Source organism: Variovorax sp. AC194 (assembly GCF_979257995.1).
In genome coordinates this window covers 1,726,020-1,748,115 of record NZ_OZ409823.1, presented here as the reverse complement: position 1 = coordinate 1,748,115, position 22,096 = coordinate 1,726,020, and the positions used below count along the sequence as shown (strand labels likewise).

23 protein-coding genes are annotated in these 22,096 nt (G+C 69.6%); 4 read left to right on the top strand and 19 right to left on the bottom strand.

Features of this window, described 5'->3' with window-relative positions; all coding sequences use genetic code 11:
* Positions 1-19 precede the first annotated feature (19 nt).
* The 10 genes from ACZYRS_RS08455 to modB form a co-directional block, all read right to left on the bottom strand.
* Entirely contained in the window at positions 20-2,374 is a 2,355-nt protein-coding gene (locus ACZYRS_RS08455) for an FdhF/YdeP family oxidoreductase (protein WP_463418859.1), read from the bottom strand.
* Positions 2,375-2,434: 60 nt separating this feature from the next.
* Positions 2,435-4,666: a molybdopterin cofactor-binding domain-containing protein gene (locus tag ACZYRS_RS08450; RefSeq protein WP_463418858.1), complete on the bottom strand. Its 2,232-nt coding sequence runs from the start codon at positions 4,664-4,666 to the stop codon at positions 2,435-2,437.
* Positions 4,667-4,684: 18 nt separating this feature from the next.
* Positions 4,685-5,671 carry an FAD binding domain-containing protein gene (locus tag ACZYRS_RS08445; RefSeq protein WP_463418857.1) on the bottom strand — a complete coding sequence of 329 codons (987 nt, stop codon included), beginning with the start codon at positions 5,669-5,671 and terminating at the stop codon, positions 4,685-4,687.
* Positions 5,668-6,351 (bottom strand): aldehyde dehydrogenase iron-sulfur subunit PaoA, encoded by a 684-nt coding sequence (paoA, locus tag ACZYRS_RS08440; RefSeq protein WP_463418856.1) that lies wholly within the window; start codon positions 6,349-6,351, stop codon positions 5,668-5,670. Before paoA ends, ACZYRS_RS08445 begins: the two co-directional genes overlap by 4 nt.
* 13 nt (positions 6,352-6,364) lie before the next feature.
* Positions 6,365-6,730, bottom strand: coding sequence for a DUF4148 domain-containing protein (locus ACZYRS_RS08435; RefSeq protein ID WP_463418855.1), 366 nt, complete (start codon positions 6,728-6,730; stop codon positions 6,365-6,367).
* A gap of 142 nt (positions 6,731-6,872) precedes the next feature.
* Complete coding sequence (locus ACZYRS_RS08430) at positions 6,873-8,288, bottom strand: sensor histidine kinase (RefSeq protein WP_463418854.1); 1,416 nt, start codon at positions 8,286-8,288, stop codon at positions 6,873-6,875.
* Positions 8,285-8,944, bottom strand: a complete 660-nt coding sequence (locus tag ACZYRS_RS08425) for a response regulator (protein ID WP_463418853.1) — start codon at positions 8,942-8,944, stop codon at positions 8,285-8,287. The genes ACZYRS_RS08430 and ACZYRS_RS08425 overlap by 4 nt, the downstream gene beginning before the upstream one ends.
* A 106-nt stretch (positions 8,945-9,050) precedes the next feature.
* Positions 9,051-9,839: an ABC transporter ATP-binding protein gene (locus ACZYRS_RS08420; RefSeq protein ID WP_463418852.1), complete on the bottom strand. Its 789-nt coding sequence runs from the start codon at positions 9,837-9,839 to the stop codon at positions 9,051-9,053.
* Positions 9,836-10,597 carry a molybdate ABC transporter substrate-binding protein gene (gene modA, locus ACZYRS_RS08415; RefSeq protein ID WP_463418851.1) on the bottom strand — a complete coding sequence of 254 codons (762 nt, stop codon included), beginning with the start codon at positions 10,595-10,597 and terminating at the stop codon, positions 9,836-9,838. The genes ACZYRS_RS08420 and modA overlap by 4 nt, the downstream gene beginning before the upstream one ends.
* A 31-nt stretch (positions 10,598-10,628) precedes the next feature.
* The gene (gene modB, locus ACZYRS_RS08410) at positions 10,629-11,312 is read right to left on the bottom strand and encodes a molybdate ABC transporter permease subunit (RefSeq protein ID WP_463418850.1); all 684 of its coding nucleotides are present in this window, start codon (positions 11,310-11,312) and stop codon (positions 10,629-10,631) included.
* Positions 11,313-11,429: 117 nt separating this feature from the next.
* On the opposite strand from modB, the gene ACZYRS_RS08405 reads away from it, so the two are divergent.
* Positions 11,430-11,669 (top strand): hypothetical protein, encoded by a 240-nt coding sequence (locus ACZYRS_RS08405; RefSeq protein ID WP_463418849.1) that lies wholly within the window; start codon positions 11,430-11,432, stop codon positions 11,667-11,669.
* A 17-nt stretch (positions 11,670-11,686) separates the two neighbouring features.
* Positions 11,687-12,355, top strand: a complete 669-nt coding sequence (locus ACZYRS_RS08400) for a nitroreductase family protein (RefSeq protein ID WP_463418848.1) — start codon at positions 11,687-11,689, stop codon at positions 12,353-12,355.
* Here ACZYRS_RS08400 and tsaA read toward each other — a convergent pair.
* The 5 genes from tsaA to apbC all read right to left on the bottom strand — a co-directional run bounded on the left by tsaA (position 12,316) and on the right by apbC (position 17,230).
* Complete coding sequence (gene tsaA / locus ACZYRS_RS08395; RefSeq protein WP_463418847.1) at positions 12,316-12,810, bottom strand: tRNA (N6-threonylcarbamoyladenosine(37)-N6)-methyltransferase TrmO; 495 nt, start codon at positions 12,808-12,810, stop codon at positions 12,316-12,318. The genes ACZYRS_RS08400 and tsaA overlap by 40 nt on opposite strands.
* The gene (locus ACZYRS_RS08390; protein WP_042580543.1) at positions 12,807-13,154 is read right to left on the bottom strand and encodes a winged helix-turn-helix domain-containing protein; all 348 of its coding nucleotides are present in this window, start codon (positions 13,152-13,154) and stop codon (positions 12,807-12,809) included. Before ACZYRS_RS08390 ends, tsaA begins: the two co-directional genes overlap by 4 nt.
* 119 nt (positions 13,155-13,273) lie before the next feature.
* Complete coding sequence (locus tag ACZYRS_RS08385) at positions 13,274-14,929, bottom strand: OFA family MFS transporter (RefSeq protein ID WP_463418846.1); 1,656 nt, start codon at positions 14,927-14,929, stop codon at positions 13,274-13,276.
* A gap of 187 nt (positions 14,930-15,116) precedes the next feature.
* A complete protein-coding gene (locus tag ACZYRS_RS08380; protein ID WP_198785197.1) occupies positions 15,117-16,064 on the bottom strand; it encodes a LysR substrate-binding domain-containing protein in 948 nt (315 codons plus the stop codon).
* 74 nt (positions 16,065-16,138) lie between these two features.
* Positions 16,139-17,230: an iron-sulfur cluster carrier protein ApbC gene (apbC, locus tag ACZYRS_RS08375; RefSeq protein ID WP_198785196.1), complete on the bottom strand. Its 1,092-nt coding sequence runs from the start codon at positions 17,228-17,230 to the stop codon at positions 16,139-16,141.
* A gap of 74 nt (positions 17,231-17,304) precedes the next feature.
* Between apbC and ACZYRS_RS08370 the strand changes: the two genes are divergently transcribed.
* Positions 17,305-18,498, top strand: a complete 1,194-nt coding sequence (locus ACZYRS_RS08370) for a patatin-like phospholipase family protein (RefSeq protein ID WP_463418845.1) — start codon at positions 17,305-17,307, stop codon at positions 18,496-18,498.
* Positions 18,499-18,502: 4 nt separating this feature from the next.
* On the opposite strand, the gene ACZYRS_RS08365 is transcribed toward ACZYRS_RS08370, so the two are convergent.
* Positions 18,503-19,708: a diaminopropionate ammonia-lyase gene (locus ACZYRS_RS08365; protein WP_463418844.1), complete on the bottom strand. Its 1,206-nt coding sequence runs from the start codon at positions 19,706-19,708 to the stop codon at positions 18,503-18,505.
* A 31-nt stretch (positions 19,709-19,739) separates the two neighbouring features.
* Positions 19,740-20,909 carry a M20 aminoacylase family protein gene (locus ACZYRS_RS08360; protein ID WP_463418843.1) on the bottom strand — a complete coding sequence of 390 codons (1,170 nt, stop codon included), beginning with the start codon at positions 20,907-20,909 and terminating at the stop codon, positions 19,740-19,742.
* Between the two features lie 82 nt (positions 20,910-20,991).
* On the opposite strand from ACZYRS_RS08360, the gene ACZYRS_RS08355 reads away from it, so the two are divergent.
* A complete protein-coding gene (locus ACZYRS_RS08355) occupies positions 20,992-21,471 on the top strand; it encodes an Lrp/AsnC family transcriptional regulator (protein WP_198785192.1) in 480 nt (159 codons plus the stop codon).
* A 21-nt stretch (positions 21,472-21,492) separates the two neighbouring features.
* Here ACZYRS_RS08355 and ACZYRS_RS08350 read toward each other — a convergent pair whose 3' ends face one another.
* Together ACZYRS_RS08350 and ACZYRS_RS08345 are read right to left on the bottom strand one after the other, a co-directional pair.
* The gene (locus ACZYRS_RS08350) at positions 21,493-21,861 is read right to left on the bottom strand and encodes a hypothetical protein (RefSeq protein WP_463418842.1); all 369 of its coding nucleotides are present in this window, start codon (positions 21,859-21,861) and stop codon (positions 21,493-21,495) included.
* Positions 21,858-22,082 (bottom strand): hypothetical protein, encoded by a 225-nt coding sequence (locus ACZYRS_RS08345; protein WP_463418841.1) that lies wholly within the window; start codon positions 22,080-22,082, stop codon positions 21,858-21,860. The genes ACZYRS_RS08350 and ACZYRS_RS08345 overlap by 4 nt, the downstream gene beginning before the upstream one ends.
* Positions 22,083-22,096 lie beyond the last annotated feature (14 nt).

The following is a 22,096-nucleotide window of genomic DNA, read 5'->3' as shown; positions in this document are numbered from 1 at the left end:
TTGGGAGCGGCCCGGCGGCTCATGCCGCTGCAACCATCCCGTCCGCCGCATCCTCCGACAGCTTCTGGATCGGCAGCTCGTGCGGCACCAGCACCACGGGAATGGACTTGGACGTCGGCGTGCCCGCGTTCTCGGCCACGGCCGACAGCGGCACCAGCGGATTGGTCTCGGGGTAGTAGGCGGCGATGTTGCCGCGCGGGATGTCGTAGGCCACCAGCTTGAAGCGGTCGGCGCGGCGTTCCTGGCCGTCGTTCCACACCGTCTGCAGGTCGACCCAGTCGCCGTCCTTCATGCCGAGCGCGCGGATGTCCTCGGCGTGGATGAAGACCACGCGGCGCTGGCCGAAGACGCCGCGGTAGCGGTCGTCCATGCCGTAGATGGTGGTGTTGTACTGGTCGTGCGAGCGCGTGGTGAAGAGCGTGAAGACCTGCGTGTCGCGAAGGCGCGCGCGCGCCCGGTGCGAGGGCGTGTCGCGCGGCACGGCGTGCGTGAAGAACACGGCCTTCTTCGAGGCGGTGGCCCACACGCGCTCGCTCGCGGTGTTGCGAAGGCGAAAGCCGCCGGGCACGGCGACGCGGGCGTTGAAGTCCTTGAAGTCGTCGAACACGGCTTCGATCTTGTCGCGGATGCGCGCGTAGTCCTCGATGAGCCAGAGCCACGGCGTCTTGCTGCGCGCGCCGATGGTGGCGGCCGCCAGGCGCGCCACGATGGCGGGCTCCGACAGCAGGTGCTCGGACGCGGGCGGGTTGATGCCCATCGAGATGTGCACCATGCTCATCGAGTCTTCCACCGTCACGCCCTGCGGGCCGTCGGCCTGCATGTCGATCTCGGTGCGGCCCAGGCACGGCAGGATCAGCGCCTCGCGCCCGTGCACGATGTGGCTGCGGTTGAGCTTGGTGGTCACGTGCACCGTGAGGTCGCACTGCTGCAGGCCCTTCCAGGTCTGGTAGGTGTCGGGCGTGGCGGCCGCGAAGTTGCCGCCCAGCGCGAAGAACACGCGGCCCTTGCCGTCGAGCATCGCCTGGATCGCCTCGACCGTGTCGAGGCCGTTCTCGCGCGGCGGCTCGAAACCGAACACCTCTTGCAGCCGGTCGAGCAGCGCCACCGGCGGCTTTTCCCAGATGCCCATGGTGCGGTCGCCCTGCACGTTGCTGTGGCCGCGCACCGGGCAGGCGCCCGCGCCCTCGCGGCCCATGTGGCCGCACAGCATGAGCCAGTTGACGATCATCTGGATCGTCGCCACCGAGTGCTGGTGCTGCGTGATGCCCATGCCCCAGCAGGCGATGACCTTCTTGGCGCCCAGGTACACCTCGGCCGCGGCGCGCAGTTGCTCCTGCGTGAGGCCCGACTCCTGCGCGAGCACGTCCCACGATTCGGCGCGCAGGTCATCGGCCAGCGACTCGAAGCCGGTGGTGTGCGTCGCGATGAAGGCGTGGTCGAGCACCGACGCCTCGCCGCGCGCGACGAGCGCGTCTTCGCGCTCGATGACGTGCTTCATCATCCCCTTGACGGCCGCGAAGTCGCCGCCCACGCGCAGCTGGAAGTAGTGCGTGCTGATGGGCGTGGAGCCCAGCGTGGCCATCTCCAGCTTGTCCTGCGGATCGGCAAAGCGCTCCAGCCCGCGCTCGCGCAGCGGGTTGAAGCTCACGATGCGCGCGCCGCGCTTGGATGCCGCGCGCAGCTCGCCGAGCATGCGCGGATGGTTGGTGCCGGGGTTCTGGCCGAAGATGAAGATGGCGTCGGCCTTCTCGAAGTCCTCCAGCGTGACCGTGCCCTTGCCCACGCCGATCTGCGGGCGCATGCCGCTGCCGCTGGGCTCGTGGCACATGTTCGAGCAGTCGGGGAAATTATTGGTGCCGTACTCGCGCACGAAGAGCTGGTAGAGAAACGCGGCTTCGTTGCTCGCGCGGCCCGATGTATAGAAGATGGCCTGGTTCGGGTCGGGCAGCGCGTTCAGGTGGCGCGCGATCAACGCGAAGGCATCGTCCCAATCGATGGGCACGTACTTGTCGCTGGCCGCGTCGTAGGCCATGGGATGCGTGAGGCGGCCCTGGTCTTCGAGCCAGAAATCGCTCTGCTCGGCCAGCTGCGCCATGGTGTGCTTGGCGAACAGCTCGGGGCCGGCGCGCCGCGCGGTGGCCTCGGCGGCCACGGCCTTCACGCCGTTCTCGCAGAACTCGAAGGTCGAGGCATGGTTGCGGTCGGGCCAGGCGCAGCCGGGGCAGTCGAAGCCGTCGGGCTGGTTGGCCGAGAGCAGCGTCTTGGCGCCCTTGAGCGGAATGTCCTGCCGCAGCAGCGCGTTCGTCACGCTGCGAAGCGCGCCCCAGCCGCCCGCGGGGCCCTTGTAAAACTCGATCTTCTGCTCACTGCTCATGGCAGCGAGTGTTCGCCGCGAGCCCGGAGAGCGTCAAATTGAATCGGGACATGCGCCGATTCAAAAAGGAAATGACGGCAGCCCCGGCAGCAGCTTGTCCAGGGTGATCGGGTAGCTGCGCACCCGCACCCCGGTCGCGTTGTAGATGGCGTTGGCCACCGCCGCGCCCGAGCCGCAGGTGCCCAGCTCGCCGATGCCCTTGGACTTGATCGGGCTCGCCAGGTCGTCCGCGTCCTGCAGGTAGACCGCGTCGATGGCCGGGATGTCGGCATGCACCGGCACCAGGTATTCGGCCATGTCGTGGTTGACGAAATAGCCGTGGCGCACGTCGACCACGGCCTCCTCGGTCAGCGCCGCGCCCACGCCGAACCCCATGCCGCCGATGGCCTGGCTGCGCGCCATCTTCATGTTGAGGATGCGCCCGGCCGCGAACACGCCCAGCATGCGGCGCACGCGCGTCTCGCCGGTGTCGATGTCCACGCCCACCTCGCAGAAGTGCGCGCCGAACGCGGCCTGCGCATAGCGGCGGTGCAGGTCGCCGGGCTCCACCGTGCCGAGCACCTCCAGGCCTTCGGCACCGGCCAGGTCGCCCAGCGCGCGCGACTGCCGGCCCGAGGCGAGGCGCCCCGCCTCGAAGCGCGCGGTCTTCGCGTCGAACCCCGCGCGCCGCACGAGCGTGGCGCACAGTTCCTCGCAGCCGTGGAAGACCGAGGCGCCCGCGCTCGACGCGCCGATGGAGGCGATCGAGCCCGCGCCGGCCGGAAAGGCCGTGTCGCCCAGCCGCACGCCGATGCGGTCCATCGGGATGCCGGTCATTTCCGCGGCGATCTGCGCGAGCACGGTGTAGGTGCCGGTGCCGATGTCGGTCATCGAGGTCTCGATGGTCAGGCGCCCCTGCGCGTCCAGCCGCAGGCGCGCGCTCGACGGGCGCACCGAGTGGTGGTGGATGGCGCTCGCCACGCCCATGCCGACCAGCCAGCGGCCCTCGCGCACCCGGGCCGGCGTGGCGCTGCGGCGCGCCCAGCCGAAACGGCTCGCGCCTTCGCGCAGGCACTCGATGAGCTTGCGGCCGGAGTAAGGCCGCGAGGGCCCGCGCTCGGGGTCGCAGGGGCTGTCGTTGAGGATGCGCAGCTGCACCGGGTCCATGCGCAACTTCTCCGCGAGCTCGTCGAGCGCGACCTCGAAGGCCAGCTGGCCGCTGGCGGTGGCGGGCGCGCGCATCGCGGCGGCTTCGGGCAGGTCGAGCGGCGCGAGGCGGTGCGCGGTCATGCGGTTCGGCGCGGCATACAGGAGCCGCGTCTGGCGCGAGGCGCCCTCGTAGTAGCTGCGGCCGGGCAGGTTGCTGGTCCAGGTCTCGTGGCCGATGGCGGTGAGGCGGCCGTCGGGCGTGGCGCCCAGGCGCACGCGCTGCAGCGTCGCGGCGCGGCGCGTCGTGTGGTTGAGCAGCTGCTCGCGGGCCAGCGCCGTCTTCACCGGCCGCTGCAGCTCGCGCGCGGCGAAGGCCGAGAGCACCGCGTCCGCATGCGTGCGCAGCTTGGAGCCGAAGCCGCCGCCGACGAAGGCCGAGATCACGCGCACCTGCTCGACCGGCACATCGACCATCGCCGCCACGTCGCTCGCGGCCCAGTTGGCCATCTGGTGCGAGGTGTAGAGCGTGAGCCGGTCGCCGTCCCAGCGCGCGATGGTGGCCTGCGGCTCCATCATCGCGGGGTGCTGGTCGGGCGTGGCGTAGTTCTGGTCCAGCTGCACGGGGGCCGCATCGTAGGCGCCCTGGAAGTCGCCCACGGCCGTGTCGGCGGCGCTCTCGCTGCCGGCGCTCGGGTCGTCGCCGGGCTTCACCGCGGTGGCCCGCGCGGCCGCCAGGTCGAAGCGGCCCGGGGTGCTTTCGTAGTCGATGCGAATCTGGTGCGCGGCGGCGCGCGCCTGCTCCAGCGTTTCTGCAACGACGAAGGCCACCGCCTGCCCGTGGTGCTGCACCTCGGGCCCCGAGAGTTGCGACACCAGGTTCGCACGCCCGCGCGGCACCATGCGCGGTACGTTGGCATAGGTGTAGACCAGCAGCACGCCCGGCGCGCGCCGCGCCTCGGCCGTGTCGATGCGGACGATGCGGCCCTTGGCGATGCCGGCCAGCACGATCCAGCCATAGGCCGCGTTCGGCACCTCCTCGTGGTATTCGTAGCTGTAGCGGGCGCGCCCGCAGACCTTCAGCGGGCCGTCGATGCGGTCGACCGGCTTGCCCAGGATGCGCTCGCGGTCCAGCGGGCTGGGTCCGGCGGCTGTGGTGAATTGCATGGTGCTGCCTTCTCCCGCTCAGGTGGTTGCCATCGCCTGCGCCAGCGTCACGTCGAGCGTGCGGCGCAGCAGGGGAATCTTGAAATCGTTGTGGCCGTGGCCGCGCGCGTCGGCGAGCAAGACGTCGGCGACGGCACGGCGGGCGTTCGCGCCGCCATCGGTGCCCACGAGGCGCTGCTCCGCCTCCTCGTTGCGCCAGGGCCTGGCCGCGAGGCCGCCGAAGGCCAGGCGCGCCTCTCTGACGGTGCGGCCTTCGCGCACGACCACCGCCGCCACCGACACGAGCGCGAAGGCGTACGACGCCCGGTCGCGCACCTTGCGGTAGAGCTGCCGCCCGCCGAGCGGCGCGGGCAGCACCACGGCCGTGACGAGTTCGTCCGGCGCGAGCGCGGTCTCCACGTGCGGCGTCGCACCGGGCAGGCGATGGAAGTCGGCAATCGGAATCTGCCGCGCGCCGCCGTTGGCCGAGACGGTCTCCACGCGCGCATCGAAGGCGCGCATCGCCACCGCCATGTCGGACGAATGCACCGCGATGCACTGGTCGCTCGCACCGAGGATCGCGTGGATGCGGTTGAAGCCCTCCATCGCCGCGCAGCCGCTGCCGGGCGTGCGCTTGTTGCAGGGCTTGGTGGTGTCGTAGAAGTAGAAGCAGCGCGTGCGCTGCAGCAGGTTGCCCGCGGTGGTCGCCTTGTTGCGCAGCTGGGCGCTGGCGCCCGAGAGCAAGGCGCGCGCGAGCAGCGGATAGCCCTGCCGCACGCGGATGTCGGCCGCCAGGTCGCTGTTGCGCACCAGCGCGCCGATCTTCAGACCCCCGTCGGGCGTGGCCTCGATGCGGTCGAGCGCGAGGCGGTTGACGTCGACCAGGTGCGCCGGATGCTCGATGTCCAGCTTCATCAGGTCGAGCAGGTTGGTGCCGCCCGCGATGAACTTCGCGCCGGGCTGGCGCTGCACGGCCGCGGCGGCTTCGGCCGGGGTCTGCGCGCGTTCGTAGGTGAAGGCTCTCATGCCATTTCTCCCGCAGTTTCTCCCGCAGTTTTTCCTGCCACCTCGCGGATGGCCGCGATGATGTTCGGATACCCCGCGCACCGGCAGATGTTGCCGCTCATGCGCTCGCGCAGCTCCTCGTCGCTCAAGAGCGGGCGCACCGCGATGTCGCGCGTCACGTGGCTGGGCATGCCGCGGCGCATTTCGTCGAGCATGCCGACCGCCGAGCAGATCTGGCCCGGCGTGCAGTAGCCGCACTGGTAGCCGTCGTGCTTGACGAAGGCGGCCTGCATCGGGTGCAGCGCCTTCGGATCGCCCAGGCCTTCGATGGTCGTCACTGCGTCGCCGTCGTGCATCACGGCCAGCGTGAGGCAGCTGTTGATGCGCCGGCCGTTCACCATCACCGTGCAGGCGCCGCACTGGCCGTGGTCGCAGCCCTTCTTGGCGCCGGTGAGGCGCAGGTGCTCGCGCAGCAGGTCGAGCAGCGTGACGCGCGGATCGATGGCCAGCGCATGCGGCTGGCCGTTGATGCGCAGCGTGAGCTGCGCGAGCGGCGCGCCGTCGCCGGCCGGTGCGGCGCCGCCGGCGAGCGGCAGCGCCGCCGCCACCACGCCGGCCGCGCTGGTGAGGAGGACGGTGCGGCGCGTGCAGCCGTCCTGGATCGCCGGGTCCGTCGCGTCCATCGAATCCATCGCGTCCATCACGTGCTTTCGCTCAGAAGCGCGAGGCCGGCGCGATGGACGCTTGCGCCTTCGCTGGCGGCATCGTGGAGACGACGACGCTGTTCACGCGCGAGCCGCCAGTCACGTTCTGGTCGGGCGCATGGGCGGTGAGCACCGCGTCTTCGTAGACCGCCTCGCGCGACGCGGTCGAGGTGAACGGGTCGGCGCCGCGCGAGCCACGCGTCACGTTCTGGTTGGGGGCGTGGGCCGTGGCGACGGCCTCGGCCGCCACCGCGTCGCGCTCGCGCAGGTTCGCGCCCTGGTGCACGCCGTCGTAGGTTTCGGCATGGGCCGAGGCGGCGAGGCTGGCGGCAAGGCTGGTGGCAAGGACGGCCAGCAGGTGGGTGATGTTTCGCATGTGAGCTCCTGTTGAGAACCGAGGAAGACCCTCGAGAGGCGGCCGCTGTGTCGGCCTGGGCTCACTGTAGAAACCGCGCTTTATGCGTCCTTTATGCGAGAGTTAACTGGGCGTTAAGCCGCGTGCCGCGGCGCGTTCAGGTTCAGCCGCGCGCCGCGGCGCGTTCAGGTGCCGCCGCGCGCTCCGGCGCATGCAGGTGCACCCGCGCGATCAGCCCGAGGACCGCGCCGCGCTCGTCCCTGCGGTTGTCCAGCACGATGCGCATGCCGTTGCGCTCGGCCGCCATCTGCGCGATGGCCAGGCCCAGGCCGCTGCCTTCGGCCGCGGTGCCGGGCACGCGGTAGAAGCGGTCGAAGGCGCGCTCCAGCGCCTCGGGCGGAATGCCGGGGCCGTTGTCCACCACGTCGACCACCGGCCGCCCGCCCGCCGCATGCAGCCGCACGTCGACGACGCCGCCTTCGGGCGAATGGCGCAACGCGTTGTCGATCAGGTTGCCGAAGATGCTGCGCAGCTCCGCGGGCGGTGCGTTCACCGTCGCGCTCGTCTCACCGTCGAAACCGATGTCGATGCGGCGCCGGTCGGCAATCACCATCAGCTGCGCGATGCTGTCGCGCAGCACCGAGGCCACGTCCAGCGGCACCGCCGGCTCGCGCGGTGCGTGGCTCTCCTGGTGCGACATGCGCAGCAGCTGCTCGATGAGGTGCTGGGCGCGCGTCACGCCGCCCTTCAATTGCGTGTAGTGCTCCGCGGCGCGTTCGCCGGGCACCTCGGCGCGCATGTTGTCCAGCTGCAGGCCGAGGGCGGCGATGGGCGTGCGCAGCTCGTGCGCGGCGTCCTGCACGAAGCGCCGCTGCGCGGCGAAGGCCTGGCGCAGGCGCAGCAGCAGGCTGTTGAAGGCTTCCACCAGCGGCGCGATCTCGTCGGGCACGTGGGACACCGAGAGCTCCGACAGGCTGCGCTCGTCTTTCGCCGCCACATCGAGCGCCACGCTGCGCAGCTTGCGCGACGAGGTCCAGACCACCAGCCACAGCACGGCCAGCGACAGCGGCAGCAGCAAGGCGATGGGCGCGGCCGACTGCAGCGCGCGCCGCTCCACCAGCGCGCGCACGAAGCCGCCGTTCTGGATCACCTGCACGCTGAAGCGCCCGCCTTCGGCCACCGGGCCGGTGGAGTAGACGCGCCATGTCTCGTGGTCCCCGGGGCCGAGCCGCACCACATGCAGGCCCTCCCCCGGCTGGCGACCCACGGCCAGCGACGGCCAGGAGGTGGCCAGCAGCTCGCCCCGCGCGCTCCAGATCTGCACGATGAAGGCGCCGCGGTGGTAGATGCCCTGCCGGTCGCCCGGCTTGAGCACCGGCACGTTCTCGTTGCTGGCGTAGGAGTCGGCCAGCGTCTGCATCTGGTCGTCCTTGAAGGTGACGATGAGGCGGTCGTAGCTCGTGTAGGTGAACCACGCCACGCCGATGGCCGCGAGCACATGCACCAGCACCAGCCAGAGCAGCAGCTTGTTGCGCAGGGACCCCGGCGAATACCAGCGGCGGCTCGGCTGAACGCTCATGAATCCACCACGCGCCACCCCAGCCCGCGCACGTTGCGGATGGTGTCGGCACCGAGCTTGCGGCGCATGTTGTGGATGATCACGTCGACCGCGTTGCTCATCACCTCTTCGCCCCAGCCGTAGATGCGGCTCTCCAGCTGCTCGCGCGAGAAGATCGCGCCGGGGCGCTCCAGCATGGCGTGCATCAGCGCGAATTCGCGGGCGGTGAGCACCTCGCGCGTGCCGTTGTGCAGGATCTCGCGCGTGGTGAGGTCCAGCTGCACGTTGCCGCTGCCGATGACGGAGTTCGAGGCGCCGTGCCGCCGCCGCACCACCGCGCGCATGCGGGCCAGCAGTTCGGGCAGTTCGAAGGGCTTGAGCAGGTAGTCGTCGGCGCCCAGGTCCAGCCCCTCGACCCGCTGGCCGAGGCCGTCGCGCGCGGTGAGGATGAGGATGGGCGTGTCGTCCTTGAGACTCCGCGCGCGGCGCAGCACCTCCAGGCCGTCCGCCTTGGGCAGGCCCAGGTCGAGCAGCACGCAGCTGTAGTCGCCGTCGGTCATCGCACTCTGCGCGAGCAGGCCGTCGCGCACCCAGTCCACGGCCCAGCCCGACCGCTCCAGGCCGCGGACAAGGCTCTTCCCGATCATTTCGTCGTCTTCGACAAGCAGCGTGCGCACACCGGCCCCCTTTTGTTGGTGCGAGGCGGAAGGTAGCTCAGAACCGTTAGGTCAACGTTAACGCCGAATCGGCCGGGGGGCGAGCCCCCGGACAGCCCCATTAAGGTCAGGACTGCACGTCCTGCATCAGGAGGCCGCGCAACTTGCTGCGCAGCGGCGTCTCTTCGACCACCGGCACGCCGGCCACTTCGCGCAGCGCGATGTCGCGGCTCTGGGCGGTGTGCAGGTCGATCTCGCGCACCACCTGGCCGTCCTTGTAGACGAAGGCGACGTCGGCGAGCGCCAGAACGTCCTCGATGTCGTGCGTGATCATCAGCACCGGAATGCCCCACTGGCGGCGCACCTGCGCGAGCTCGTTGCGCAGTTCGTTGCGCAGCATCGGGTTGAGCGCGGCGAAGGGCTCGTCCAGCAGCAGCACCTGCGGCTGGCAGGCCAGCGCGCGGGCGAGCGCCACGCGCTGCTGCTGGCCGCCGGAGAGGTTCTGCGGCCGGCTGTCGGCCAGGGCAGCGAGGCCGAAGCCTTCGAGCAGGGCCTGCACCGTCTCCGCCTCCTTGGGCGGCAGCCGGCGGCGGCGCCATGAGGTCAGGCCGAAGGACACGTTCTCGCGCACCGTGAGGTGCGGGAACAGCGCGTAGTTCTGGAACAGGTAGCCGATGCGCCGCTCGGGCGCCGGCACATCGATGTGCCGGGCCGAGTCGTAGAGCGTGCGGCCGTCCAGGCGCACATGCCCCGACGACGGATGCAGAAGGCCCGCGATGGCCTGCAGCGTGAGCGACTTGCCCGCGCCCGAGGGGCCGTAGAGCGCGGCGAAGGGAACGTCGGTCTGAAAGCGCGCGGCCAGGTCGAAGCGGCGCGCCCCGTCCTTGACCGTGAGCTTCAGATCGACGTCGATCATGGCTTGCCGAATCCGTAGCGGGCGAGCACTTGCTGCGCAGCGTCGGTCGCGAGGAAGGCGAGGAAGTCGCCGGCCACGGCCTTCTGCTTGCTCTCGGCCACCACCGCGATCGGGTAGGTCACGGGGCTGCTGCCCGAGGGCGAGAGCACGATCTTGACCTTGTCGCCCGCGACCGCCGCATCGGTGCGGTAGACGAAGCCGGCCTCGACCTCGCCGCGGCTCACGTAGTCGAGCACCTGGCGCACGCTGTCGGCCTGCACGAATTTGGGTTCGAGCACGGTCCAGAGGTTCGCACCATCGAGCACCTGCTTGGTGTAGCGGCCGACCGGCACGGTGGCGGTCTTGCCGACCGCGATTTTCTTGACGCTGGCGCCGGTCAGGTCTTGCAGCGACTTGACGCCCACGCCGTCTTTGGCGGGCTCGATCAGCACGAGGCTGTTGGTCACGAAGTCCTTGCGGGTGGCGGTGTCGATGAGCTTCTGCTCGACGCCGCGGTTCATGGTTTCCTGGTCGGCGCTGGCGAACACGTCCACCGGCGCGCCCTGCCCGATCTGCTGCAGCAGCACGCCCGAGGCGGCGAAGTTGAAGCGCACGGTGGCGCCGGGCTTGGCGGCCTCGAACTTCGGGCCGATTTCCTTGAACGCATCGGTCAGGCTCGCGGCCGCGGACACGGTGATCTGCTGCGCGGCGGCGGCCAGCGGCAGGGCCAGAGCCACACCCAGAGAAAAGGCGACGGACAAGAGGCGGAATGAGCGCATGGGTATCTCCTGGGATTATTGAAGAACGAAATCAGCGAAGCGAGAAGAAACGGTTCGACAGCACGAGCACCGTGATCGACAGCACCGAAGTCACTATCACCAGCAGCAGCGCCAGGTCGTCGTGCCCGGCCTGCACCGCGTCGTAGATGGCCATCGAGAGCGTCTGGGTCTGCTTGGGGATCGAGCCGGCCACCATCAGCGAGGCGCCGAACTCGCCCATGGCCCGCGCGAACGCGAGCAGCGTGCCGGCCAGGATGCCGGGCCAGGCGAGCGGCAGGGTCACACGCAGGAACACCGAGAACGGCGACTGGCGCAGCGTGCTGGCGGCGGCCTCGAGCGAGCGGTCCACATTTGCAAACGCCGCGCTCGCCGACTTGAGCACCAGCGGCAGCGCCACCACGGCCGAGGCCACCACGGCGCCGTGCCAGCTGAAGATGATGGTGTAGTCCAGGTGCTCGCGCAGCCACGCGCCCAGCGAGCTGCGGCGGCCGGCCGCCACCAGGATGGCGTAGCCGATCACCGTGGGCGGCAGCACCAGCGGCAGCATGAACACGGCCTCCAGCACGGTGCGGCCGAAGAAGCGCTTGCGCGCGAACACCCAGCCCAGCGCCACGCCCGCGATCAGCGCCAGCACGGTCGCGACCGCCGCGACCTTGAGCGACAGGACCAGGGGCGACCAGTCGGTCGAGGCGATGAGTGAGCTCGTCGTGTTCATGAAAATACGGCGCGATTGTTACATGGTGAGCCCTAAGGTTCTCACGGGGGTGCGCGAATCGCGCAGTCTTCATATACTGGTGAACATAGCGTTGCACACCCGCCAACCTGCAAGCCCATGCGCCCTTCCGCCCACGACACCGTCGTCCGTTCGATCTCCGGCAGGCCGGAGCTTCGCCACGTGACGCAGGTGCAGGAATGGCGCATCGAGCGCGCGATGGACTCCGACGGCTTCGTGATCTCCATCATCGCGCCCGGGGGCGAGAGCCAGTCTTTTCTCGTCGCGCAGGCCGATGCGCACGACATCGGCGAGGTCCTGCGCCGCAAGGCCGTGTGGGTCGACCGCCAGGAGCAATGACTGCGATGTGGCGGCACATGACGGGTGCGGAACGCATCCTCGAAGTCCTGCTGACGCGGCGCTCGGTGTCGCCGCGCCGGCTGCAGCAGCCCGGCCCCAACCCCGACGAGCTCGACGGCATCCTGCAGGCGGGCCTGCGCGCGCCCGACCACGGCGGGCTGCATCCGTGGCGCGTGATCGAGTTCCGCCCGCAGAACCGCGAGGCGCTGGCCTGGTGCTTCGAGCAGGAGAAGCTCAGGCGCGATCCGCTCGCAAGCCCGTCGGATTTGAAGCGGGCGCGTGAGCACGCCACGCGGCCGCCGCTGCTGCTGGGGTTCGTGGTGTCGCCGCGCGAGCGCAGCAAGATTCCCGGCCGCGAGCAATGGCTCTGCGCGGGCGCGGCGCTGGGCAACATCCTGGCCGCGGCGCACCAGCTGGGCTACGGCGCGATCGTGCTGAGCGGCGAGCGCTGCTTCGACCAGACGCTGGCACGGCAGGTGGGCGTGCAGCCCGGCGAATACCTGGCGGGCTTCATCAGCGTGGGCACCATCCAGGAAGCGCCGCCGCAGGCGCGCGAGACGCTCTCGCAGGACGTGTGGTCGTGCTGGCAGGGCAACGACCTGACGCCGGGCCCGGGCCCGGACGCGCTCCCGGCCCCGCCCGGTGATCAGCCCATCCTGCCGTCCGACCGGATGCCCGGCAGCTGATCGAGCCTGGCGCCGAACCAGCCGACGCGCTCGGTCTCGCGCACGTCGAAGCGCGGCACGTAGGGCTTGATGTCGAGCACGGGCGTGCCGTCCATCATGTCGTTGCCGCTGAAGTGCAGCGTCGTGCCTTCCACCGACACCAGCCGCACGATCGACAGGCCCAGCCGGTTCGGCCGCGCCGGCGCGCGCGTGGCGAAGACGCCGTGCGATGCGTTGTCCAGAAAGGGCACCACCTCCAGCCGTTCGTGCGCGCACTGGTGCAGGTGGGTGATGAGGATCAGGTAGTCGAAGCCCTCGATGTCCCGAAGGCCCGGGGCGAACTCTGCGAAGACCTCCAGGTGCCCCGGCTCGTCGGGCGCGCTGGCCGTCTGGATCGGCATGCCGGTGGCCTCGGTGAAGCGGCTGCGCACCACGCCGACGGGGCGGCAGACGACGGGGTCGGCGGAAGCGGTCATGGCGCCAGCAGCCGCGTCAGCGCGCGGATGTCGGCGGCCGTTGCCAGCTTGGCGGCGTTCTCGATCGCCCGGTAGTGCTTGACGATTTCCTCGCCCACCGGCGTGAGCGCCGTGCCGCCGCCGCGCGAGCCGCCGGCGGCCGTGTTCACCGCGGGCGAGGTCAGGGCCTTGTTCATCTCGTCCACCAGCATCCAGGCCCGGCGGTACGACATGCCCAGCAAGCGGGCGGCCGCGGAGATCGAGCCGGTCTCGGCCACGGCCTCGAGCACGGCGATCTTGCCGGGGCCGATGGCGATGGTGTCGTCCCGATAGACGCGCAGGCGGAACTGGACTTTGGATTTCATCGTGGCGCGAAGGGTAAACCATCCGCCACCATCAGCGCTATGTCGGCCGGGAAACGGCGATGCGGCCGGCGGGTGTGAACCCGACCGGCCGCATCGTCATCGGGGAGCCGCGTGTCGGCTCAGTGGAAGAACTTCGCCGCGCTGATGAGCGTCTTGTAGACACCCCACGCGAGCGGAATGCCCACGGCCGCCCAGGCCAGCACCACGACCGCCGGGCTCACCGTGTCGGCGCGGCCCGAGCCGCTGCCCACTTCGGCCGCCGAGGCCTTCTCGTGCGCGAGCTTCTTCTCGACGGCCAGCTCGGCCTCGGTCATGAAGTGCTTGTCGGCCACCGGGCGCACCAGCAGGTTGGCGATGAAGCCGATCGCCAGCATGCCCACCAGGATGTACATGGTCTGGTTGTAGACCTGCTCGCGCGGCAGGCCCAGGCCCAGCTGGTACTCGCGCATGTAGTTCACCACCACCGGGCCGAGGATGCCGGCCGTGGCCCACGCGGTGAGCAGGCGGCCGTGGATGGCACCCACGAACTGCGTGCCGAAGAGGTCGGCCAGGTACGCCGGAACGGTCGAAAAGCCGCCGCCGTACATCGACACGATGATGCAGCACGCACCCACGAACAGGAGCTTGCTGCCCGCGCCGGCCGACGAGGGAATGCTCGCGTACAGGATCGCGCCGAGCACGAAGAACACCGTGTAGGTGAGCTTGCGGCCCAGCTTGTCCGAGAGACTGGCCCACACGAAGCGCCCGCCGATGTTGAACAGCGACAGCAGCGCGGTGAAGCCGCCGGCCACCACGGCGATCGCCGCGAGTTGCACCTTGTCGAGTTCGCCGAATTTCTGCGACACGCCGATGAGCGCGCCGCCGAACACTTCCTGCAGCATCGGCGAGGAGATGCCGATCACGCCGATGCCGGCGCTCACGTTCATGCACAGCACCAGCCACACGAGCCAGAACTGGGGAATGCCCCAGACCTTCTTCACGTGCACGTGGCGCTGCGTGATCATGGCGTTGCTGCTTTGCGCCACGGGCGGCGTCCAGCCGGCCGGCTTCCAGCCCGAGGGCGGCACGCGGTAGCCGAGCGCGCCGGCCATCATGAAGACGAAGTAGCCCAGCGCCATCACGACGAAGGTCTGCATCACGCCCACGTCGGTCGCGGTGGAGAAGCGCTTCATCAGATCGACCGCCAGCGGCGAGCCGATCATCGCGCCGCCGCCGAAGCCCATGATGGCCATGCCGGTGGCCATGCCGCGGCGGTCGGGGAACCACTTGATCAGCGTGCTCACCGGCGAGATGTAGCCCAGGCCGAGGCCGATGCCCCCGATCACGCCCGAGCCCAGGATCATCAGCCAGAACTGGTGCAGGTGGATGCCCAGCGCCGACAGCAGCATGCCGCCGCACCAGCACACGGCCGACACCACGCCGGCCTTGCGCGGACCCGCGCGTTCGAGCCAGCCGCCCCAGAGAGCCGCCGAGCAACCCAGGAACACGAAGAACAGCGTGTACATCCAGCCGAGCGTGGCCACGCGCCAGTCGCAGGTGGTGGTGAAGAGTTCGGCGAAGAAGCTCACGTCCTTCGCGCAGGCGGTGCCGGTGCCGGCCGTGCCGAGCGTCTTGGACAGCGGCAGCCAGAACACCGAGAAGCCATAGGCCATGCCGATGCACAGGTGGATGGCCAGTGCGGCCGGGGGAACCAGCCAGCGGTTGAAACCGGGGCCCGCGATGATGCGTTCTTTATCGAGGAAGCCGGGTTGCTGCTGCACCCCGTCTCCAGCCATGCGTTCTCCATCGAGAACGCCCGCAGTTGAGCCTGCCATATTTCTCCTTGTTCGCCGGACGAGTAACTTTTGTGTTGAATCCGGGCCGCGGAGTGTGTCTGAACGTTTTACACGCCGTCAAATTCGATCGGCGCATGGGCCGATTCAATAACTAAATGCCCCGGCCCGGAAATGGAGAGGGGCGCGCTCAGTCGCCGCCGAGCGTCCCGCTGTGCAGGCGCACCTGCTCGGCCCATTCGGGCGTCTGCAGGAAGGCCAGCGCTGCATCGAGCGCGCGCGAGGAGCGCACGCCGTCCTGCGTCATGAAGCCGATGGGCGTGCGCACCTCGGGCGCCACCAGCGGCAGCGCCTCCAGCTCGCGGTGGCTGCGCACGGCCGCGACCATCGCGCCCGGCAGCACGCTGCTGACGGTGCCGGCGCTCACGGCGAGCGTGAGGGTGAGCACCGAGTTGGTCTCGATGGCCGGCGTCACCGGCACGCCGGCCTCGCGCAGGGCCTGGTTCATGATCGCGCGGTTGTGCATGTCGGTGGTGAGCAGGCACAGCGGCAGCTTGCCGGCCTCGGCCCAGGTGATGGGCTGGCCGATGCGCAACTCGTCCGTCGACGGCGTCCTGGCGCGTCGCAGCAGGAAGTAGTGCTCGATGCTCTGCGGCCACGCCGTGAGCTTGATGCCCGGCAGGTGCATGCGCTCGGTGTAGCCCAGGGCCAGGTCGATCGAGAGGCTCTCGAGCCCGGTCTCCAGCTCCTGCGAACTCATCGACAGCACCGCCGGCACGATGCCCGGGTGGCGCTGGTGCAGCATGGCCGCGAAGCGCGACAGGATCGGAATGGCGGTGGGCACCGCGGCCATGCGCAACCGGCCGTGCGGGTTGTCCACGTCGCTGCGCAGCTCCTGCAGCAGCACCTCGTTGTCGCGCAGCATGCGCTGCGCCGTGGCGAGCACGCGCTCGCCCTCGTGCGTGAGGCCGACGTACACGCGGGCGCGCTTGACGATCACCACGCCGAACTCGGTCTCCAGCGCCCGCAGCGCATTCGACAGCGCGGGCTGCGTGATGTGGCAGGCCTGCGCGGCGCGGCCGAAATGCTTGTGCTCGCTCAGGGCGACCAGGTAGCGCATCGAGGCGAGCAGGTTCATTCCCGGCCCTCCGAACGACGCACCTCAGGCACAACCGGGCGAATCAAAGGCAAACGCAAACGCGCATTCCGGGTTCAGGTGTTCTTGCTGATCGAGATGGTCGGGAACTTCGAGGAGAAATCCTTCGCCTTCTCCGAAATGCCCACGGCCACCTGGCGCGCCACCGCCTTGTAGATGCCGGCCACGTCGCCCTCGGGGTCGGCCACCACGGTGGGGGCGCCGCTGTCGGCCTGCAGGCGGATCTTGATGTCCAGCGGCAGCGCGCCGAGGTACTCCATCTGGTACTCGGCCGCCATCTTCTTGCCGCCGTCGCTGCCGAAGATGTGTTCGGCATGGCCGCAGTTCGAGCAGATGTGCACCGCCATGTTTTCCACGATGCCCAGGATCGGCACGCCGACCTTCTCGAACATCTTGATGCCCTTCTTGGCATCGAGCAGCGCGATGTCCTGCGGCGTGGTGACGATCACCGCGCCGGTCATCGGCACGCGCTGGCTCAGCGTGAGCTGGATGTCGCCGGTGCCGGGGGGCATGTCGACGATGAGGTAGTCCAGGTCTTTCCAGTTGGTCTGGCGCAAGAGCTGCTCCAGCGCCTGCGTGGCCATCGGGCCGCGCCAGATCATGGCCTGGTCCTGGTCGACCAGGAAGCCGATGGACATCACCTGCACGCCGTGGCGCTGCATGGGTTCCATGGTCTTGCCGTCGGGGCTGTCGGGGCGGCCTTCGATGCCCATCATCATGGGCTGGCTCGGGCCGTAGATGTCGGCGTCCAGGAGGCCGACGCTCGCGCCTTCCGCGGCCAGCGCCAGCGCCAGGTTGGCCGCCGTGGTGCTCTTGCCCACGCCGCCCTTGCCCGAGGCCACCGCGATGATGTTCTTGACGTTGGGCATCAGCTGCACGCCGCGCTGCACCGCGTGGCTGATGACCTTGGTGACGATGTTGACCGACACGTTCTCCACGCCCGGCACCGTCCTGGCCGCGGCCACCAGCGCCTTGCGGATCGCCGCGTGCTGGCTCTTCGCGGGGTAGCCCAGTTCGAGGTCGAACGACACGTCGCCGTCGGCGATCTGCAGGTTCTTGAGCGAACGGGTCGCCGCGAATTCTTTGTGGGTGTTCGGGTCTGTGACGCTCTTGAGGGCGCCCATGATCGCGTCTTGGGTGATGGCCATTGATCAAACTCCTGAATGGCGGGTAGTCTAAGGTGCTCCCCAAGCCCTCACCGAACAGCCTGCCAATAACCAAAATGACAGAGACAAGCCCCGCCACCGGCCTTCTGCTCACCGGAGGCGGCGCACGGGCGGCCTATCAGGTCGGCGTGCTCGAAGCCATCGCCGAAATGCGGCGCGCGGCCGGCCCGGCCGCCCGCACGGGCAACCCCTTTCCCGTCATCACCGGTACCTCGGCCGGCGCCATCAACGCGGCGGCGCTCGCCTGCGGCGCGGACGACTTCGACCGTGTGGTGGCGCACATCGCCGAGGTCTGGCGCAGCTTTCGCGCCGAGCAGGTGTACCGCGCCGATTCGCTCTCGGTCATCGGCAGCGGCGCGCGCTGGCGCATGCTGCTGGGGTTCGGGCGCTTTGCGGCCAACTGGATGCGCGTGAAGCCCAAGTCGCTGCTGGACAACACGCCGCTGTCGGAGCTGCTGCAGCGCATGGTGCCGCTGGACCGCCTGCCGCAGTTGATGCACGAAGGCCACGTGAAGGCGCTGGCCGTCACCGCATCGAGCTACAGCTCGGGCGAGCACGTCACCTTCTTCGAGGCCGCGGTGCCGATGGAGCCGTGGGTGCGCTCGCAGCGGCTTTCGGTGCGCGACCGCATCACGCACCACCACCTGCTCGCGTCCTCGGCGATTCCCTTCGTGTTTCCGGCAACGGCGCTGCCGATGCAGGGGCACACCGAGTATTTCGGCGACGGCTCGATGCGCCAGTCGGCGCCCATCGCGGCGGCGATCCACCTGGGCGCCGAGCGCATCCTGGTGATCGGCGCGGGCCGCATGCACGAGCCGCGCGAGACTGATGCGCCCAACACGCACAGCGGCTACCCGACGATGGCGCAGATCGCGGGCCATGCGCTCTCCAGCATCTTTCTCGATGCGCTGGCGGTGGACATCGAGCGGCTGCGCCGCATCAACCACACGCTGGGGCTGATTCCCGAGGAGGTGCGCGCGTCGAGCGCGCTGCGCCCGCTGGACCTCTTGGTGATCTCGCCCTCGGAGCGCCTGGACGTGATCGCGGCGCGCCATGTGGATTCGCTGCCCGGCGCGGTGCGGCACCTCCTGGGCGGCTCGAAGGTCGCGGCCGACGTGAAGGGCGGCGCGCTCGCGAGCTACCTGCTGTTCGAGTCGGGCTACACGCGCGAGTTGATGGCGCTCGGGCGGGCCGATGCGATGAAACAGCGCGAAGACGTGCTGCGGTTCTTCGGCTGGAACGCGGCCTGAAGAACTAGAGCCGCACCGGCGCCCGCTGCCCGCGCAGGACTTCGTCCGCATCGATCCCGACAAGATCGCGGTAGACCGAAGGCGCGGTCGCGCCCTCGGTGCTGATCAGCAGCACCTTCGAGCGCACATCGAGACGCACCTTTCGCCACAGGTCGTCCGACAGCGTGAGCACGCGCAATGCCGCGATGCCCGCCGCGCCCGATTCGCCGCTCACGATGGGGCTGTCGTGCGCCGAGCCCCGGGCCAGCAGGCGCATCGCCTCGACGGCGTCGCCGTCCTCGATGGTGAGGAAGGCATCGACCGAGGGCGCGAGAAAGCGCCAGGCCAATGGCGATGTTTCGCCGCACGCGAGGCCCGCCATCACCGAATCGACGCTGCCCGTGGCATTCGATGCATGGCCGTTGAGCGCGCTCTGCATCAGGCAGTCGGCCTGGCGCGGCTCGACGACGATGAGGGTCGGGCGCTTCTCGCCGTACTGCTCCCACAGGTAGCTGGCCACGCCCGCGGCCAGCCCGCCGACGCCGCCCTGCAGGATCACGTGCGAGAACATCGCCGTGCCCTCCTGCTGCTCCATCACCTCGTCGGCCAGGATGCCGTAGCCCTGCATCACGTCGCGCGGAATGTCCTCGTAGCCTTCGTAGGAAGTGTCGGAGACGACCTGCCAGCCGTGCGTCTTCGCCAATGCGGCCGCATGCGCGACCGAGGTGTCGTAGTTGCCCTCGATGCGCACGATCTCCGCGCCGAAGGCCGCGATGGCGGTTTCGCGCTCCACGCTCACATGCCGGTGCAGCACGATCACGCAGCGCACGCCGATGCTTTGCGCCGCGGCGGCCAGCGCGCGGCCGTGGTTGCCGTCGGTGGCGCTGATGGCGACCAGCGACTGGAGTTCGGCCGCATGCGCGCCGCGCAGCACGGCCACCGGGTCCCACGCGGGATGGGCCCGCAAAATGAGCCGCACCAGCGCGGCCGGCGCGCCCAGCGCCTTGAAGCTGCCGAGCGACGAGCGCTTGGATTCGTCCTTCACGAAGATGCCCGCCACGCCCAGCGCCTCCGCCATGTCGGGCAGTTGCCAGAGCGGCGTGGGTTCGGGCGCGAGCAACGGCCAGCGCGAGAGCCAGGCGCGCGTGCGCCGGGCCTCGGCGATGCTGAGGATGTCGCGAAGCTCGCCGGGATAGGCGCCGCGGGTGGCGTTCTTGTTGATGACCAGCATGGGGAAAAAGAAAAAGGGGTTGTCCTGTCGGTCAGCGCGGAAGGCGCAGGCGGACGATTTCCGCGAAGTAACGGGCGCCCGTCGCGAGCACCTCGTCGTTGAAGTCGTAGCTGCCGTTGTGCAGCGGCGTGCTGCCGGGCGCGCCCTCGGCGCCGTTGCCCAGGAACACGAAGGCGCCGGGCACCACTTTCAGGAAGGCGCCGAAGTCCTCCGAAATCATCATCGGCGCCACGTTGGCATCGACGTTCTCCGCGCCCACGACCGCCGTGGCGGCCGCCACCGCGACGGGCACACAGTCGGCCCAATTCACCGTGGGCGCGAACTCGTGCGTGTAGCTGAACTCGCAGCCGGCGCCGTGCATGCGGCAGATGCCTTCGCTGATCTCGCGCATGCGCGCGGCCAGCATCTTCTGCACCTGGGGGTCGTAGCTGCGCGTGTCGCCCTTGATGACCACGTTCGAGGGAATCGCGTTGCGTATGCCGTCGGTGATGAACTCGGTGCACGAGACCACCGCCTGCGCGCCCGGGTCGAGCGTGCGCGAGACGATGGCCTGCAGCGCGAGCACGATCTGCGCGCCGATGACGATGGGGTCGATCCCCATGTGCGGCCGCGCGGCATGCGTGCCGCGGCCCTTCACGTGGATGACGAAGTTGTCTTCGCTGGCCATGAGGCCGCCCGCGCGCGTGGCGATCGTGCCCGCGCGCATGCCGGGCATGTTGTGCAGGCCGTAGATCTCGTCGACCGGAAAGCGCGTGAAGAGGCCGTCGTCCATCATGGCTTTCGCGCCGCGGCCGTGCTCTTCGGCGGGCTGGAAGATGAAGCGCACCGTGCCGTCGAAATCCTGGCGCTCGCGCAGGAGGCGCGCCGCGCCCAGCACGATCGACATGTGGCCGTCGTGGCCGCAGGCGTGCATCTTTCCGGGGGTGGCCGAGGCGTAGGCGCGGTCGGTGGGCACCTCGGTGATGTTGAGCGCGTCCATCTCGGCGCGCAGGCCGATGACACCCCGGCCGCTGCCGACTTTCAGGTTCGCCACGAGCCCCGTGCCGCCGATGCCGGTGTGCACCTCCAGGCCCAGCGCCTTCAGCACGCCGATGACGAAGGCCGAGGTCTTGGCTTCCTCGAAGCCGGTCTCGGGCATCGCGTGCAACTGGCGGCGCCAGCCCGCAAGCTGGTCGCGCTGGGGCTCATCGGGGAATTTCATGGCGCGATGCTATTGACAATGCCGCGATACGGGCACGCAAAATCGGGCCCTTCCACGCAACGTTTTTGCGTCACACACCGCCATGCCCTCTCTCGACGCCCAGGACCTTCGCCTGCTGGAGCTGATCCAGGCCAACAGCCGCATGTCGCAAAGCGAACTCGGCGAGCGCATCCACCTGTCGACGGCCGCCGTCAACCGGCGGCTCAAGCGCATGCGCGACGACGGCGTGATCCAGCGCTACGGCGCGGTGCTGGCGCCCGCCGCGCTGGGGCATCCGCTGTCCATCGTGGCCGAGGTGGAGGTCGAGAGCGAGCGCATCGACCTGCTCGATGCGATGAAACAGAGCTTCAGGGACTGCCCGCAGGTGCAGCAGTGCTACTACGTGACGGGCGAGTGGGACTTCATCCTGATCCTCGTCGTGCAGGACATGGCGCAGTACACGACGCTGAGCCGAAAGCTCTTTTTCCAGAGCAACAACGTCAAGCGCTTTCGCACGCTGGTGACGATGGACCCGGTGAAGGTCAGCGTGGACGTGCCGGTGCGGCCGGAGCCGGTGGCGTAGGCCGCGACGCCGCCGCGCGCGTCAGGAAGAAAGCCCCAGGAGCACCGCGATGCCCGTGATGAACCAGCTCGCGGTCGTCGCGTTGGCGGCGCTTTCCCTGGAGATCGGCCACAGCTTCGCGCGCTTCCATGCGCGCAGGTTCGAGGCCACGGCCAGCACCAGCCCGCAGAGGAAGACCACGGCGGAATAGGACGAGGGCCAGCCGACGGCGGCGATCAGCGAGACCACGAGGATGAGAACGCCGGCCGCGGCGATGCCGCTCGACGTGCTCGCGAGCACATGGCTCAGGCCGCCGCAAGCTTCGCACTTTGCGGGCGCGGCGCGGCTGGACCAGCGCTTTGCGAAACCGGTGATGCCGGGCTTCCTGCAATGCGGGCAGTCGTATTTCATGAATAGAAGATCGTCAGGACCGGGAACAGGAAGACAAACGCGAGGATGGCCAGGAGATAAACCGACATGCCCGCGCCGACCGCAAGAAAAGGCACCAGCGCGGCGAACCGCCTGAGCGCATCCGCGGCGCGATGCCCTCGCGGAAGCAGCGCGGCGACCAGCAGGGAAAGCACGATCAGCGAGACGGCCACGCCGGCCAGGACGGCGACGCCGGTCAGCATCAGCGAGAGTTTGG